Raw genomic sequence first — 15,244 nt, forward strand, 5'->3', positions numbered from 1 at the left:
AGGCCGTTCGGCTTGCCAACCGAAATGCCGCAAATTAAACGCAGCTTCGTGCTCTCGTCCGTTTCCTCCCGCTTTGATCGTCTGATCGGCACGCTGTGTGTCGCTTTGATGCTGTTCTATGCGGCGACTGCACCCGCCAAAGCCGCCGATCAGATCCAGCACAGCCCGGTATTCATGATCTCGCACCAGCATGGTGAGTTGGCCGATTTCGCGGTCGACACGGTGCACGATAGCCCAGCCGAACATGCGGACCATCACGACAATGCGCCGGCGGATGACGAAAGCACGCCCGGCGACCATCTCGCCGGCGGGCATCACCACCACGGCGACACAGGACCTAACCTGCTCGTCCCCAATGCCGTGACCGCCTCCGGTATTGCGCCGATCGGAAGTCTGCATGGGATTGGCAACGACAGGCAAATCGCGGGTCGCAGATCCATTGGCCCCGAGCGCCCTCCCCGACCCCACTCGCTGACCGTTTGAGTTCCTGCGCCTCGTAGGCGTGGGAGGTTTTCCACGCCATTCAGCGAGGCTGTTATCACATGTTTTCCCGATCTCGCGCGCGCTCCGGCGCGCACGCTATCCGCAGAGCCATGCTCTGCGGCGGCGTCCTGCTGGCTGCCGCCGCGCAGCCTGTTTGGGCGCAAAATTTAAGTCTGGAAGAAGCGCTGTCGCGGGTCGCGACAAGCGATCCCGCCCTGGCCGCCAACATCGCGCGCCTCGAAGCCGCGGATGCCGTCATCCTGCAGGCCGATGTCCGGCCGCGCGACGTGGTCGGGATCGATCTCGAGGATTTCGCGGGCACCGGTCCCTATTCGCCGCTGAGCCGACCGCAGACCACCGGCTGGTATGAGCGGACATGGGAGCGCGGCGGCAAGCGCGAGGCGCGTATCGGTGCCGCGCGCGCCGACGCGGCCGTCGTCGGCGCCCAGAACCGGGTTCGCCTGCTCGACCGTTTCGCTCGCGTGCAGGCGGCCTGGGTTGAGGCACTTGCCGCGGAAGCGGCGGTTCCTGTCGCGGAGTCCCGTCTTGCCGAGGTGAAACGCGTTGAACTGGAGGTGGTAAAGCGGGTCACCGGCGCACTCGATCCCTGGTTCGCTGCCGAGCGTGCCCGCACCAATGTCGCCCAAGCAGAAATCGCCGCCGACCAGGCGCGAGAGAATGCCCGGATTGCGCGGGCCAGCCTCGCCGCATGGTGGGGCGGCGGCGGTGATTTCAAGCTCGATCCGGCCGCCCTGCTCGTGCTCGATGTCCCAGCGCCTCCCCGCAGTGGCTCGGTCGATATCGCTGTTCTTACTGCCGAGCTCAATGCGGCCGAGGCCAAGGCAAAGCTCGCCGAGACCGGCAATATCGCCGATCCCAGCGGGCGTGTCGGTCTCCGCTATTTCGGGGACGGCAACGACCTTGCGATCATGGTCGGCGGATCGATCCCGCTCGGCACCAAATCCGCGAACCGAGGCAATGTCGTTCGGGCTCGAGCCGATCAGCGCGCGGTTGAGGCCGATATCGCGGTAGCGCGGATCGAGATCGAGCGGGAGATCGACAAACTCGTTGCCGACCGGCGCCTGATCGCGACCGAAATCAAGCGGATCGACGCCGACGTGCTCCCGAGCGCCAACCGCGCCGTCCGGCTGATTCGCGACGGTCTCGCACGCGGCGGCACCGCCTTCACCTTCCTGGAATATGCGCAGGCGCAAGCGGCGACCAACGAAGCGCAATCGCGGCGGATCGAGCTGCTCAGGCGCTTTCATTTGCTCGGCGTGCGGCTCGACCGGCTTTTCGGTCGCCACGCGCCGCTGCTTGCCAAAATGGAGACAATCCGATGAGAATATATCTGCTGGGGGCGGCACCGGTCGTGGTCCTCGCCATGCTTGCCGCATGCGGCGAAACAGCGACGCCTGAAAAGGGGAACGCGGCGGCCGCTGCGAGCGAATATGAACGTGGCCCGCACGGGGGACGCATGCTTCGCAGCGGTCCCTTCGCGCTTGAGATTACCATCTTCGAAGATGGCGTCGATCCCGAGCTCCGCGTCTACGCCTATCGCGACGACAAGCCGGTCAAGCCGACCGAAGTGGCTTTGGCGATCGAACTCGGTCGCCTCGGCGGCAGGATCGACCGATTCAGTTTCACCCGGCAGCACGATTTCCTGCGCGGCAGCGGGGTGGTCGCCGAACCGCATAGCTTCGACGTCCGGGTGACGGCGTCCGAAGGCGGCCGCAATCACAAATGGGCCTATCAATCCTATGAAGGCCGCACGGTCATTGCGCCCGAGGCGGCGAAGGCCGGCGGCGTGAAGGTCGAGGCCGCAGGACCGGCGACGGTCAGCGACCTCATCGACATGGGCGGCCGGATCGAAATCACGCCCGAAGGAAAGGCCGATGTCCGCGCGCGGCTTCCGGGCCTGATCATGTCGCTGAACGGCAAGCTTGGTCAGCAGGTCCGCCGCGGCCAAGTGCTGGCCCGGGTGGAATCGAGCCATTCGCTTCAGATTTATACGGTGCCCGCCCCGATCAGCGGCACGATCGTCGAGAAGAATGTCAATGTGGGCGACACGACCGGTGACCGCGCGCTGTTTGTGATTGCCGATCCGACCAAACTCCACGCTGAGTTCTTCGTTTATCCGCGCGATGCCGAGCGGGTGCGGGTTGGGCAGCCGGTGAGCCTCAAGAGCGTTTCGGGCGAAGCGCGCTTTCAGGCCGAGGTCGAGGCGGTGCTGCCAACGGCGGATGTCGCGAGCCAGACGATGCTCGCGCATGTCCATCTGCCGCCGGTCGCGTCGCGCGAGTTCAGGCCCGGGATGGGCGTGGAAGGCAGCTTCGCCGTGTCGCAAGCGAATGTCCCGCTCGCGGTTCGGACCAAGGCGATCCAGCGTTTCCGAGACTTCGAGGTCGTCTTCGCCAAGGTCGGCAACACCTATGAGGTGCGGATGCTGGAAATCGGTCGCCGCACCCCCGAATGGACCGAAGTCCTCGGCGGACTCGCGCCCGGCGAAATCTATGTCATCGACGGCGCCTTCCTGATCCGCGCCGACATCGAGAAGTCGGGGGCCAGCCATGACCATTGACGCAAGCGCGCCGGCGGGCAGGCCTCCCCTGCTTGAACGGCTGATCGCCGCCGCAATTCGCTTCCGCTTGTCGGTCATCGCAGTTGTTGTCCTGCTCTGCGCGATCGGCGTCTGGAGCTTTCAGCGCCTGCCGATCGACGCCACGCCCGACATCACCAACGTCCAGGTCCAGATTAATAGCGAGGCGGCGGGCTTTTCCCCGCTCGAAGCCGAGCAGCGCGTCACATTCCCGGTTGAGAGGGCGATCGCCGGCCTGCCGGGGCTCCAATACATCCGCTCGGTCTCGCGCTATGGCCTCTCCCAGGTCACTGCGGTGTTTGAAGATGGCACGAGCATCTATTTCGCGCGCCAGCTCATCAACGAACGGCTGCAATCGGCGCGCGAACAGCTACCGCCCGGCGTAACCCCCGAAATGGGACCAATCGCGACCGGCCTTGGCGAGATCTTCATGTATACGCTGGAGGCCGATCCGGGGGCGAAGAAGCCCGACGGCAGTGCTTATACGCCCGAGGATTTGCGCACGCTACAAGACTGGGTGATCCGGCCTCAGCTTCGCAACACGCCGGGGGTGACCGAGGTCAACAGCATCGGCGGCTACGAGCGCCAATATCATGTGACCCCGATCCCGGCGCGGCTTTCGGCCTATGGCCTGACGCTGGCGGATGTCGTGCAGGCGCTGGAACGCAACAACGACAATCGCGGCGCGGGCTATGTCGAGCGCTACGGCGAGCAATATCTCGTCCGCACCCCCGGCCAGGCTGCGGGGCCCGACGAGCTCGGGATGATCATCGTCAGCAACCGGAACGGCGTGCCGATCCGCGTCGCCGACGTTGCCGACATCAGCATGGGCGAGGAACTGCGCACCGGCGCCGCGACAGAGAATGGCAAGGAGGTCGTGCTCGGCACCGTCTTCATGCTCGCCGGCGAGAACAGCCGGATCGTCGCGCGCGCCGCGGCAGAACGGCTGGAAGTAGCGGCAAAGGCGCTTCCTGCGGGCGTCAAGGCCGTGCCGATCTATGATCGCACCAACCTTGTCGAACGCGCGATCTGGACCGTCGAGAAAAATCTTCTCGAAGGCGCGCTGCTCGTCATCGTCGTGCTCTTCCTGTTGCTTGGCAATGTCCGCGCCGCGTTGATCACGGCGGCGGTCATTCCGATCACGATGTTGATGACGATCACCGGCATGGTGCGCGGCGGCGTGTCGGGAAACCTCATGAGCCTCGGCGCGCTCGACTTCGGCCTCATCGTCGATGGCGCCGTTATCATCGTCGAAAATTGCCTCAGGCGCTTTGGCGAAGCGCAGCACAATCTCGGTCGCCTGCTCGATCGCAACGAACGCTTCGGGCTCGCCGCCTCCGCAACCTCGGAGGTCATCCGGCCATCGCTGTTCGGCGTGCTGATCATCGCGCTCGTCTATGTGCCGATCTTCGCGCTCACGGGCGTCGAGGGGAAGATGTTCCATCCGATGGCGATCACCGTCGTGATGGCGCTGACCGCGGCGTTAATCCTGTCGCTGAGCTTCGTGCCGGCGGCGGTCGCGCTGTTCGTGACAGGCAAGGTCGAGGAGAAGGAAAGTCGGCTCATGCTTTGGGCGCGCAAGATCTACGCGCCCGCGCTCGACAAGGCGATCCGCCTGCGCACTGCCTTCATCGCGGCTGCGGTCGGCCTCGTCCTCGTTTCGGGGTTCGCGGCCGGCCGCATGGGATCGGAGTTCGTACCCAATCTCGACGAAGGCGATATCGCGCTCCACGCGCTGCGCATTCCGGGCACGAGCCTCACCCAGGCGGTGGACATGCAGACCGCGCTCGAAGCACGGATCAAGCAGTTCCCCGAGGTTGACCGGGTGGTGGCGAAGATCGGGACGGCCGAGGTCGCGACCGACCCGATGCCGCCCTCGGTTGCCGACACCTTCATCATCATGAAGGACCGCAAGGATTGGCCCGATCCGCGCAAACTCAAGGGCCAGCTCGTTCGCGAGATGCAGGCGGCGGTCGCAAAGATTCCGGGCAATAATTATGAGTTCACCCAGCCGATCCAGATGCGGTTCAACGAACTCCTCTCGGGCGTGCGCGCCGACGTCGCGATCAAGATCTTCGGCGACGATCTCGACACGCTTCACGAGATCGGACAGCAGGTCGAGAGTGTCGCCTCGGGTATCGAAGGCGCGCAGGATGTCGGCGTCGAGCAGGTCACTGGCCTGCCGGTGCTGCAGATCACGCCTGACCGCGCCGCGCTCGCGCGCTTCGGTCTCAATGTCGGCGACATTCAGGATGTTGTCGCCGTGTCGGTCGGCGGGGTCGAAGCGGGACAGATTTTCGAGGGCGACAGGCGCTTTCCGATCATCGTGCGCCTGCCCGAGACTATCCGCGAGCAGGTCAACGAGATCGGCCGCCTGCGCATTCCGCTTCCGGCAAACGGCTTTTCGCCCGACGTCACGTTTGGCGGTGCGCCCGATGCGGGGATGCGCGGCTTCGTGCCGCTCGCCGAGGTCGCGAAGGTCGAGGTCGTGATCGGCCCCAACCAGATCAGCCGCGAGGATGGCAAACGCCGTGTCGTGGTGACCGCCAATGTCCGCGGCCGTGACCTCGGCTCCTTCATCGGGGAGCTGCAGACCAAGGTCGGGTCGGAAGTTGAGGTGCCGTCCGGCTATTGGGTCAGCTACAGCGGCACCTTCGAGCAGCTGATCTCGGCCGCGAAGCGACTCCAGCTCGTCGTGCCCGCGGCGCTGCTGACGATCTTCGGCCTGCTTTATGCGCTGTTCCGGTCGGGCAAGGACGCCGCGATCGTCTTCTCGGGGGTGCCGCTGGCGCTCACCGGAGGCGTTGCCGCGCTCCTGATCCGCGGCATGCCGCTGTCGATATCGGCGGGAGTCGGATTCATCGCCCTCTCCGGCGTTGCGGTACTCAACGGCGTGGTGATGCTGAGCTTCATCAAGCAGCTCCGCGAAAGCGGAAGCGGGCTCGAACAGGCGATCCGCGAAGGCGCGCTCACCCGTTTGCGTCCGGTGCTGATGACCGCGCTCGTGGCGAGCCTCGGCTTCGTGCCGATGGCGTTCAATGTCGGCGCGGGCGCCGAGGTACAGCGCCCGCTCGCGACGGTGGTGATCGGCGGGATCGTTTCGTCGACGATCCTGACCTTGCTCGTCCTGCCGGCGCTCTACCGCATCGTCCATGGGCGGACAGAAAAGGAGGAAGCCAACTCGCCGACGGCGAGTACCGCGCCCTTGGCGGTATGAACCCGATCCTTCCCGGCGCCGCTTGGCGACGCCGGGATTTTATGCCGCGTCGCTGGCGGGTATCATGAAACTTCCACCGGCGCTTCTCGGAAACCACGACAGGCATCACGGCAAAGGCGCAGCCGGTCCATCCTTTCCCTTTTCGCGCCGGCGCAGGTCGGTCGGCGTCGTGCCGAACCGGCGCACGAAGGCGCGCGTGAAGCTGGCGTTGCTTTGATAGCCGCAGCGATAACCGACGCTGGAGATCGGAAGGTCACTCAGCGAAAGCAGGGTGCGCGCGTGCGACAGCCGTCGCTCGCTCACCGCCTCTGCAACGGTGCATTGATACATCTCGCGAAAACCCTGCGTCAGCTTCGCCTTGCCGAGCCCCGACCGCCGCGCGACCTCCGCCACGGTCAATGGCTCGCGCCAGCTTTCGCTCACCAGCTGATGCGCGGCAGCGACGCGCTTGGCATCGATCTCGCTCAGTGACGTCTTGCCGTGAAATTCGACCATCCGATGCTCTTCGAGCGCCTCGAACAGCCGGCAGAGCAGTTCGAGGCTGCGCCCGACGCGGAGCATGCCCGCCACTTCGCTCTCCCCCTCGACCGCGACGAGCGCGCGACCAAGCTCGCGCAGGTCGGCGGAAAGATACCAGCTTCCCGCCACACTCGGCAGCAGGCCGAACATGCGCAGGCAGGCGGCGCGGCTGATCGCGAACAGCAGAATATGGCCGCCCGCTCCGTGATCGACATTCTCGCTCGCCAATATGCTGACCGCGGGTTCACCCATATCGCCGAAGCCGATGACGATCGGCTCGGGCGGCAGCCACGCCGGATCGACGCGCCCGCGCCCGACGAAGCTGGCGAATTCCGCTGATATGATGATGGCGCGCTTATGTGTCATCGAACCTGCCAGCCTCTCCCGAACCGCCAAGGGCATGAATCCCTTAGAGTTCGCGAAGAAACGCGTCCAGTTCGGCCGACGACGCCTTCGTTCGCAGGATCAGCGGCCGGCGGTTCCGCGGGCCGACAGGCGGTTGAGAAGCAGAACGGTGAGCAGTGCGCCGCCGCTAAGCTGCCCGAGCCATTCGATCGCGCCATAACCCCAACCGAGCGCGAGGCCCGCCACCGGATAAGCGGACAGCAGGAGGAACAAGCCGCCCCGGCGCAGACGGGCGGTCGCCCCTGCGGGGAGTTTGCGGCCCAGAAGATCGCGCTGGTGCCGGTCGCGCGCGGCGCAAAGCAGCACGAAACCTGAAAAGGCGAGCAGGAAGAGCAGAGCATGGATCATGCCGCCTCCACGCCCGGTATCGCATCGGTGGGCGAACGGCGCGCCATGGCTCTGCCGCCTTGCGCCCTGCCCCTCCGCGCAGCTTTCAGCGCTGCCCAACCAAAGCCGGCGGCAATAAGGATCATCGCGCCGTCGAACACGGCAAAGACGCTGTCGCCCGCGGCAAGGCTGGTGAAGAAGCCCCGATCCGTGGTCAGGGCGTTGACGACGGGCACCGACGCGAACGCAAGCGCAGTTGCCGACAATGTTTCGAGCCAGGCGTTCCGCGCGGGCCGCGCCAGCGCCCATACCGCCACCGCGCCCCAGGCGATAAACATGGTGTCGATCTCTTGGTCGCTGCGGTCGGCGATGCCGAGCGGCAGCAGGCGGTTGGCGAGGAAATAAACGGCCATGCCGAAGGGCAGACCCGCAATCGCCGCGATGTTCAGCTTTTCGACGAGCCGGAAGCCGAAATGCGGCCGATCGGGATCGGGAAGCTTGGCGCGGCGCTTCACCGTCCAGAGGATCAGACCCGACGCGACCATGATGCAGCCCGCCAGCCCGGACATGAAATAGAGCGCCCGCAGCCAAGGCGAGGCGAAGCGGCCGGCATGGAGCCCGATCATCGTGCCCTCGGTCGCGGTCGCGGCGCCCGAGGGGTCATACGCACCGACCGGGACGCCCGTTACCCCGTCGAAGGTCAGCGAGCGCAAGCGAACCGACATGCCCGCATCGGGCGCGCTCGTCACGATGACCTGCGCCGAACGATCGCCGGGGTTGAGGATGCGTACGCTGCCGGCGGCGACTCCCCAGCTTCGTTCGGCGCGCTCGACGATCGGCCCGATCGGTGCAAGCGGCGCAGGCCCCGTCTTTTCCGCCGGCACGGGCCAGGGAAAAGCGGCTTCGAAATATTTGTCCTGATTGGCGTAATTGGCGGCAATGCCCCACGGCATATAGTGTGTCGCGAGGCTGACGAGGCCGGTATAGGTAATCATCAGGATGAAAGGCAGGAACAGCACGCTCGACGCATTATGCACATCGAGCCAGCTCCGCTGGCCCTTCCCGAGCCGTAGCAGGAAGAAATCGGTCAGGATCTTCTTGTGCGTAACGATACCGCTGAGGATCGCGATCAGCATCGCCATCGCCGCGATGCCGACCAGCCAGCGCGCCCAATACCAGTTTAGATAATGAAGATCGTAGTGGAAGCGGTAGAGGAACCATCCGCCCAGCGTCTCGCGGGCGAAGACCTTGGTCCCTGTGCCGTCGAGCCGCGCGCTGGTCGGCGCATCGGCGGGAGCCTCGGGGCCGTTCACCCAATAAAGCTGCAGGCCGGCGGCGCGCTTTCCCGTCGAATAGATCGACCATTCGCTGCCGCCGGGCGCCTCGCGCTTCAGCCACTCGGTCGCCGCGACGAAGCCGCTCGCCCGGTCGGCCGGGACGCTCTGCACTTCGGGCGTCATCCAGCGCGTGATTTCTTCCTGAAAATAGGCCGATGTCCCCGTCACGAAGATCGCAAACAGCAGCCAGCCGAGCAGCAGCCCGGTCCAGGTGTGCAGCCACGCCATCGATTGCCGGAAGCCGCTCTTCACAGCCGGCCTCCGACCGCGATCAGCGCCCAATCGGCGGCACCCGCGACGAGTCCGGTGGCAACGAGGCCGAGCCACAGCTTCGCGACCGAGCGGACCGCGAAGGCGGTCATGGCAAGGCCTGCGAAAATCGCAAAGGAAAGCGTGGTCGCGCCGATCGACGCCTGTGCCGCATCGCCCGGCAGAAGTCGCGCGACGAGCATGGTGAGCGCGCTCGTTACGGCATAGTTGAGCGGCACCGCGGCGACCACACGCGCCGCAATGCCGCGCGCACCCGCGCCGCGCAATTTTGGGACCGCCCTGCTCATCGCGTCCCTATCGCAAAACTGCGACTGACTCGCAATAGCCTCGCGCCCATCCCATATGTATCAGAAGCGATAACCGACCGTTCCCATCACATTGCGCGGCGCGCCGACGAAACAGTCGCCGCGCGCGAGACAGGAAGCGAAATATTTGTTGTTGAGCAGGTTCGTCGCGTTGACCGCGAAACGCCAATTGTTCCAGTTGATTTCCGCCAGCGCGTCGACCGTCGTGCGCGATGGCGTGACGATCGACCAGACATCGCTCGTCGACACGCTCTTACCGCTATAGACGACGCCGCCGCCGAGACGCAGCTGCGCTTCTTCCGGAAGCCCGAAGGTCTTGGTCGACCAGAGCGACGCGGTGTGGCGCGGCATATAGTCGAGGCTGGTGTTGGTTTCCGACTTGAGCTTCGCATAGCCGTAATTGGCGAGCAGTTCGAAATTGCCCGACAGCGTGTGGCTGGCCTCGATTTCGAAGCCCTTGGTGTCGAGCACGCCCGACTGGGCAGTGCCGCCGGCGGCGAGATAGAGAACGCGGTTGCGTTCCTTGATCTTGAAAGCGGTGGCGGTGACGAGGGTATTCGGCGTCGGCTGCCACTTGATGCCCGCTTCGTACTGCGTGCCGGTTTGCGGGACATAGGGATCGCCAAAGCTGCCGTCGCCATTGTCGATGCGGCCGGCGACCGGCAGGAAGCTTTCGGTATAGCTGAAAAAGGGCGAGAAGCCCGCGCCGATCTCCCCGATGATGCCGGCGCGGAAGGTGGTGGCATTGTCCTTTTGCCCCGAAGAGCCTGTGACGCGGTCGCGGCGGGCGCCGAGCACAACCGAGACGCGGTCGAAGAAGCGGATCTGGTCCTGGACATAGACGCCGAGCTGCTTCTGGCTTTCCGCGACGAAGTCGCCGCTGGGCTCGTAGGCGAGTAGCGCGTCGCCATCGATGTCGTAGAGATCGACGATCTCGAAACCGAAAATCCCCCGCTTTTGCACCTTGTTCCAGCTGTAATCGACGCCGACGAGCAGCTTGTGCTCGATATCGGCGCCGGTATTGAAATTGAACTGGAGATTATTGTCGGTCGAAAACACGTTCATCCGCGCGTCGCTGGCGTCGGCATAAAGGCCGATCGTCCGCCCGTCGGTGCCATAGACCGAGAAGGGGTCCTGCGGGTTCGTATAGCTGTCGGCATAGTGAGTCTTATATTCGAGGTCGCTGTCGATGTAGCGCGCCTTGAGGCTGAGCTGCACATTGTCCGAGAAGCGGTGGGTGATCGATCCGCCGCCCTGGAGCGAACGGCCGGCATAGCGGTCCCAGCCGGGCTTGCCGACGAAGGTGTAGCGGTCGAGCCGCTCGCCGGCGACGGGATTGGGGCGGAAGGTGCCGACAATCGGCAGGAATTGCGAGGTCGAGCCGGTGTCGTCCTCCTGATAGAGGCCGGTCAGCACGACGTCAGTGTCGGGGGTTGGCTGCCAGCGGATCGAGGGCGCGAACATCACCCGGTCGTCGGGGACGTGGTCGACATAGGTGTCGGCATCGCGCGCGCGACCGACGAAGCGGACGGCAAGCGTGTCGGAGGCGGCGAGGTTGATGTCTCCCAGCACTTCCTTGCGGTCAAAGCTGCCATAGACGAGGCTCACTTCGCCACGCGTGGTGAAGTCGGGCGTCTTGCTGACGAGGTTGACGAGGCCGCCGATCGACCCCTGCCCGAACAGCACCGAGGCCGGGCCACGCACGATCTCGACGCGCGAGAAATTATAGGGGTCCGACGTGATCGAGGCATAGTAGCTGAAGATGTCACGCATCCCGTCGCGGAATTGCAGCGCATCGAGCCCGCGCACGTTGAAGCCGTCGACGCGGGTGTCGCGGCCATAAGGATTGGCGAGCACACCCGCGGCATATTTCACCGTGTCGCTGATGCTGATCGCGCCCTGCGCTTCATATTGTTCGGCGGTGAAGACCTTGATCGGCTGCGGCAGTTCGGTGAGCGCAGTATCGGTCTTGGTTCCGGTATAGCCGGTGACGACGATCGCGTCCTCGCCGGCGCCCGCATCGGCTTCGGCCGCTGCGTCAGCGAACGCGGCATCGTCCGCCCCCTCGCCCGCCCAAGCCGGATTGGCGGCAAGAGCCAGCGTGGCTGCTCCGCAGAGCGCGATCATTCGGACGGTCATGGCATTTCCCTTTTTGCGACTCAATCTCAATTAGGGGCGGCAGCTAGAGCGAATAGGTCGCAATAGCAAGCTAATAATAATCGTTTGCAATAGATGGCGTTCAAGGTCACACACACCCTCCAACGGGCTGCCCCGCAGCCCCACCGCCGCTTCGGCATATTTGAAAGAGGACGCCCGATGAAAAAGACCTTGGCCGTGCTGATGGCTTTCAGCTTCCTTGCGTCACCTGCCACGGCTCACGAGGTCTGGATTGAACGCGATGCGCGCGGCCCCGCACGCATCTATCTCGGCGAGCCCGCCGATCCGGTCCCCGAAGCCGGCGACCCCGAATTTTCCAAGCTGACCGCCCCGCGCCTGATCGCGGCCGAGGGCGCGAAGCCGGCGGCGCTGGTCCGTCGCGCGAACCATATCGAAGCGCCGGTGACCGGCACGGACGACGTCCGCCTGACCGACGACAATGTGTTCGCGCCATGGGAGGCCGAGGGCGGCAAATGGGAAGGCGTGATCTATTATGCGCGCGCCGGACGCACCGAAACGCGGTCGGCGCTCGACCTCGAAATCGTTCCAACCGCTGCCGAAGCGAACAGCTTCGTCGTCCACTGGATGGGCAAGCCGCTTCCCGGCGCGAAGGTGACGGTGATCAACGCCGACCGCTGGCAAAAAAGCTTCGCCGCCGACGATCAGGGCCGCATCGACGTGCCCGTGACAGGCTCCGGCCGTTACCTGCTGTCGATCTCGCACGATGTCGAGGGCGTTCGCCCGCTCGGCGGCAAAGACGTCGCGAAGACGTGCCACATTTCGACGCTGACCTTCGTCGCGCGATAGGCGTTCGCCGCGATCGATTGCCTTGGTGCCCCTGGCCGGACTCGAACCAGCACTCCTTGCGGAACTCGATTTTGAGTCGAGCGCGTCTACCAATTTCACCACAGGGGCCCGTGGACGCGGAGCCGTTGCCACAAAAGCACGGTCCGCGTCCAGCGTGAATCACGGTGAAGCATATGGTTGCGCGAAACATCGCCGCCGATAAGGTGGTGCGATGACCGAAAAGACGCCGGCGCCCGCCGCCTCGCCCGCCCGACCGCAGAGCAAAACGAGGCCCGTCGGCGCTCCGCCGCCCGCGTTCGGCGCAGGCCGGATCGCGGGAGCGACACTGATCGTGCTAGCGCTGGTCGGCGTCGCGCTCCTGGTGATCGAACTGACGCGGTTCTTCATGCTCGTTTTCGCAGCGGTCGTGCTCGGCGCGATCTTCGACGCCATCGCGAGCTGGCTTTGCCGCAAGATGAAGATCGGCCGCGGCGTCGCGCTGGCGCTGTCGGTCGCCGGGATCGTCGCGATCTTCGCGGGCGCCTTCATGCTGTTCGGATCGCAGCTGGCGCGCGAGGTCGACACGATTCGCGAGCAGATTCCGCAAGCCCTGCGCGGCGTCGAAGCATTTCTCGACCGCTATGGCTTGGGGCAACGCGTGCGCGAGTTGGCCGAAGTGGGCAGCGACGATATCTCGCGCCTCGCATCGCAAGCGGGCGGCTATGCCCTCGCGGCGGGCAGCGGCATCGCCGATTTCGTGCTCGTGCTCGTCGCGGCGATCTTCCTCGCCAGCGACCCTGCGACCTATCGGCGCGGGCTGTTGCTCATGCTTCCGGCGCGCGCGGAAGAGACGGGGGCACTGGCGCTCGACGACGCGGCGCGCGGATTGAAGGGGTGGATGGTCGGACAGGCGGTGTCGTCGCTCGTCGTCGCGGCGCTGACTTGGGCCGGGCTCGCGCTGCTCGGCGTGCCCGCTGCGGGCGGTCTCGGCCTGATCGCCGGTCTGCTCGACGTCATCCCGATGATCGGGCCGATCATCGCTGGCGTCCCGGCCGTGCTGCTCGCCTTCACCGTGTCGCCCATGACGGCGCTGTGGACGCTCCTGCTGTTCCTCGCGATCCAGCAGTTGCAGGGCAATTTCCTGCAGCCGATGATCCAGAAACAGGCGGTCGACGTGCCGCCAGCGGTCCTGCTGTTCGCGGTGGTCGCCGCTGGCATCTTGTTCGGCTTTCTCGGCGTCCTGCTCGCAGCTCCGCTGACCGTCGTCGTCTATGTCCTTGTCCAGCGCATCTATGTGAGGACCCTGCTCGGCAAGCCGATCAGGATCGCCGGCAAGGATTGAGCTATTTCTTCAGCTCCTTCGCCAGTGTCTTCGCCGTCGCCTTGCCATAGGGCGGCTTGAAGCCCGCGAGCCCCGCGACATCGAGCTTGGGCTGGCGATAGACCGCGCGCGCGTGGCTGAAGGTGCGAAAGCCGTCGACTCCGTGATAATTGCCCATGCCCGACGGCCCGACCCCGCCGAACGGCAGGTCTTCCATCGCATTGTGGAACAGCACATCGTTGACCGTCACCCCGCCCGAGATCGTGCGCGTGAGCACGCGATCCTCCTCGCTCTTGTCCTGCCCGAAATAATAGAGCCCGAGCGGGCGGTCGTTGGCGTTCACATAATCGATCGCCTCGTCGATATTCCTGTAGGTCTTGACCGGCAGCACGGGTCCGAAGATTTCCTCCTGCATCACCTTCATGTCGTCGGTCGGATTGCGGACGATGTGGAGCGGCATCTTGTGGCCGTTGGCGCTCGCGAAATCCTCGCCGCCCGGATTGACCTCGATCACCTCGGCACCCTTCTCGCGCGCGTCGGCGAGGTAGGATTGCAGCCGGTCATAGTTCCGGCCGTTGACGACCGACGTATAATCGTCGTTCGCGAGCAGGGTCGGATAGAGCGCCGCCGCGCCCTTCGTCACGCTGTCGATCACCTCGCCCTCCTGATCCTCGGCGACGAGCAGATAGTCGGGCGCGAGGCAGATCTGTCCCGCGTTCATCATCTTGCCGAGCGCGACCCTCTGGCCGACGAGATCCTTGTTCGCGCTGCGCCCGATGAAGGTCGGCGACTTGCCGCCAAGCTCGAGCGTGACGGGGACGAGGTTATCGGCGGCGGCGCGCATGATGTGACGCCCGACACTGGTCGCGCCGGTGAAGATCATATGGTCGAAGGCGAGCTTCGAGAAAGCGATGCCGACCTCGGCGTCGCCGGTGAACACCGCCATTTCGCTCTCGTCGAAATAATCGGGAACGAGCCGCGCCATCAGCGCCGATACATTTTCGGTAAACTCGCTCGGCTTGATCATCGCGCGGTTGCCCGCGGCGAGGATGCCCGCCATCGGGACGAAGACCATGCCGACGGGAAAATTCCACGGCGCGACGACCCCGACGACGCCCTTGGGCTGATAGACGACCTCGGCCTTCGCGCCGAGCAGTCCGAGCGGAAAGGTGGGTTTGCGCTTCTCGCCCTTCGCCCAGCTCGCCATGTGCTTTTTCGCATGCTTGAGCGCGCTGACCGACGGCATGATATCGGTCATCAGCGTCTGGTCGCGGCTACGATGCCCGAAATCCTCGCTCACCGCCTTGGCGAATTCCTCGGCATGGTCGACGAGCAGCGCGACCGCACGGTCGATCCGGTCGGTGCGCACCGCAAGGCTTTCGGGCATGGCTGCGGTGAAGCTCGCCTTTTGCGCAGCAAGCACCTCGTGCATGCGCGCCGTTTCGCCGGCTAGATCCTGCTTGATCGCGGTGGCCATGACCCGTCTCCCCTATGCTTGGCGGCGATGTTTGATCATGT

At 65.1% G+C, this 15,244-nt stretch carries 12 protein-coding genes and 1 tRNA gene; 6 read left to right on the top strand and 7 right to left on the bottom strand.

Features of this window, described 5'->3' with window-relative positions; all coding sequences use genetic code 11:
* Window positions 1–12 precede the first annotated feature (12 nt).
* From FG95_RS15725 to FG95_RS15740, 4 genes are all read left to right on the top strand, one after another.
* A complete protein-coding gene (locus tag FG95_RS15725; RefSeq protein ID WP_152567680.1) occupies window positions 13–483 on the top strand; it encodes a hypothetical protein in 471 nt (156 codons plus the stop codon).
* Window positions 484–593: 110 nt separating this feature from the next.
* Entirely contained in the window at window positions 594–1,826 is a 1,233-nt protein-coding gene (locus FG95_RS15730) for a TolC family protein (protein ID WP_235211592.1), read from the top strand.
* On the top strand, window positions 1,823–3,064 hold the full coding sequence (locus FG95_RS15735) for an efflux RND transporter periplasmic adaptor subunit (RefSeq protein ID WP_037557060.1): 1,242 nt from the start codon (window positions 1,823–1,825) through the stop codon (window positions 3,062–3,064). The genes FG95_RS15730 and FG95_RS15735 overlap by 4 nt, the downstream gene beginning before the upstream one ends.
* Entirely contained in the window at window positions 3,054–6,299 is a 3,246-nt protein-coding gene (locus tag FG95_RS15740) for an efflux RND transporter permease subunit (RefSeq protein ID WP_052182425.1), read from the top strand. The genes FG95_RS15735 and FG95_RS15740 overlap by 11 nt, the downstream gene beginning before the upstream one ends.
* A gap of 105 nt (window positions 6,300–6,404) precedes the next feature.
* On the opposite strand, the gene FG95_RS15745 is transcribed toward FG95_RS15740, so the two are convergent.
* The 5 genes from FG95_RS15745 to FG95_RS15765 all read right to left on the bottom strand — a co-directional run bounded on the left by FG95_RS15745 (window position 6,405) and on the right by FG95_RS15765 (window position 11,601).
* A complete protein-coding gene (locus FG95_RS15745; protein ID WP_052182426.1) occupies window positions 6,405–7,184 on the bottom strand; it encodes a helix-turn-helix transcriptional regulator in 780 nt (259 codons plus the stop codon).
* A 99-nt stretch (window positions 7,185–7,283) separates the two neighbouring features.
* Window positions 7,284–7,571 (bottom strand): DUF3325 domain-containing protein, encoded by a 288-nt coding sequence (locus FG95_RS15750; protein ID WP_037557061.1) that lies wholly within the window; start codon window positions 7,569–7,571, stop codon window positions 7,284–7,286.
* Window positions 7,568–9,139: a PepSY-associated TM helix domain-containing protein gene (locus FG95_RS15755; protein WP_037557062.1), complete on the bottom strand. Its 1,572-nt coding sequence runs from the start codon at window positions 9,137–9,139 to the stop codon at window positions 7,568–7,570. Before FG95_RS15755 ends, FG95_RS15750 begins: the two co-directional genes overlap by 4 nt.
* Window positions 9,136–9,444, bottom strand: a complete 309-nt coding sequence (locus tag FG95_RS15760) for a hypothetical protein (RefSeq protein ID WP_052182427.1) — start codon at window positions 9,442–9,444, stop codon at window positions 9,136–9,138. The genes FG95_RS15755 and FG95_RS15760 overlap by 4 nt, the downstream gene beginning before the upstream one ends.
* Before the next feature lie 60 nt (window positions 9,445–9,504).
* The gene (locus FG95_RS15765) at window positions 9,505–11,601 is read right to left on the bottom strand and encodes a TonB-dependent siderophore receptor (RefSeq protein WP_037557064.1); all 2,097 of its coding nucleotides are present in this window, start codon (window positions 11,599–11,601) and stop codon (window positions 9,505–9,507) included.
* A gap of 177 nt (window positions 11,602–11,778) precedes the next feature.
* On the opposite strand from FG95_RS15765, the gene FG95_RS15770 reads away from it, so the two are divergent.
* Window positions 11,779–12,426: a DUF4198 domain-containing protein gene (locus FG95_RS15770; protein ID WP_037557065.1), complete on the top strand. Its 648-nt coding sequence runs from the start codon at window positions 11,779–11,781 to the stop codon at window positions 12,424–12,426.
* A 23-nt stretch (window positions 12,427–12,449) separates the two neighbouring features.
* On the opposite strand, the gene FG95_RS15775 is transcribed toward FG95_RS15770, so the two are convergent.
* Window positions 12,450–12,534: transfer RNA gene (locus FG95_RS15775), tRNA-Leu, on the bottom strand.
* A gap of 103 nt (window positions 12,535–12,637) precedes the next feature.
* Between FG95_RS15775 and FG95_RS15780 the strand changes: the two genes are divergently transcribed.
* Window positions 12,638–13,747, top strand: a complete 1,110-nt coding sequence (locus FG95_RS15780; RefSeq protein ID WP_052182428.1) for an AI-2E family transporter — start codon at window positions 12,638–12,640, stop codon at window positions 13,745–13,747.
* A 1-nt stretch (window position 13,748) separates the two neighbouring features.
* Here the strand turns inward: FG95_RS15780 and FG95_RS15785 are convergent, their stop codons facing one another.
* Window positions 13,749–15,203 carry a coniferyl aldehyde dehydrogenase gene (locus FG95_RS15785; protein WP_037557066.1) on the bottom strand — a complete coding sequence of 485 codons (1,455 nt, stop codon included), beginning with the start codon at window positions 15,201–15,203 and terminating at the stop codon, window positions 13,749–13,751.
* Between the last annotated feature and the right edge of the window lie 41 nt (window positions 15,204–15,244).

This window comes from Sphingopyxis sp. LC363, assembly GCF_000756385.1.
Taxonomy (GTDB): Bacteria; Pseudomonadota; Alphaproteobacteria; order Sphingomonadales; family Sphingomonadaceae; genus Sphingopyxis.

Bases quoted from the DNA above. Each gene is read 5' to 3' on its own strand.
- FG95_RS15770 (WP_037557065.1), top strand. From the start codon at position 11,779: ATGAAAAAGACCTTGGCCGTGCTGATGGCTTTCAGCTTCCTTGCGTCA.
- FG95_RS15750 (WP_037557061.1), bottom strand. From the start codon at position 7,571: ATGATCCATGCTCTGCTCTTCCTGCTCGCCTTTTCAGGTTTCGTGCTG.
- FG95_RS15730 (WP_235211592.1), top strand. From the start codon at position 594: ATGCTCTGCGGCGGCGTCCTGCTGGCTGCCGCCGCGCAGCCTGTTTGG.
- FG95_RS15745 (WP_052182426.1), bottom strand. From the start codon at position 7,184: ATGACACATAAGCGCGCCATCATCATATCAGCGGAATTCGCCAGCTTC.
- FG95_RS15760 (WP_052182427.1), bottom strand. From the start codon at position 9,444: ATGAGCAGGGCGGTCCCAAAATTGCGCGGCGCGGGTGCGCGCGGCATT.
- FG95_RS15740 (WP_052182425.1), top strand. From the start codon at position 3,054: ATGACCATTGACGCAAGCGCGCCGGCGGGCAGGCCTCCCCTGCTTGAA.
- FG95_RS15765 (WP_037557064.1), bottom strand. From the start codon at position 11,601: ATGACCGTCCGAATGATCGCGCTCTGCGGAGCAGCCACGCTGGCTCTT.
- FG95_RS15735 (WP_037557060.1), top strand. From the start codon at position 1,823: ATGAGAATATATCTGCTGGGGGCGGCACCGGTCGTGGTCCTCGCCATG.
- FG95_RS15785 (WP_037557066.1), bottom strand. From the start codon at position 15,203: ATGGCCACCGCGATCAAGCAGGATCTAGCCGGCGAAACGGCGCGCATG.
- FG95_RS15780 (WP_052182428.1), top strand. From the start codon at position 12,638: ATGACCGAAAAGACGCCGGCGCCCGCCGCCTCGCCCGCCCGACCGCAG.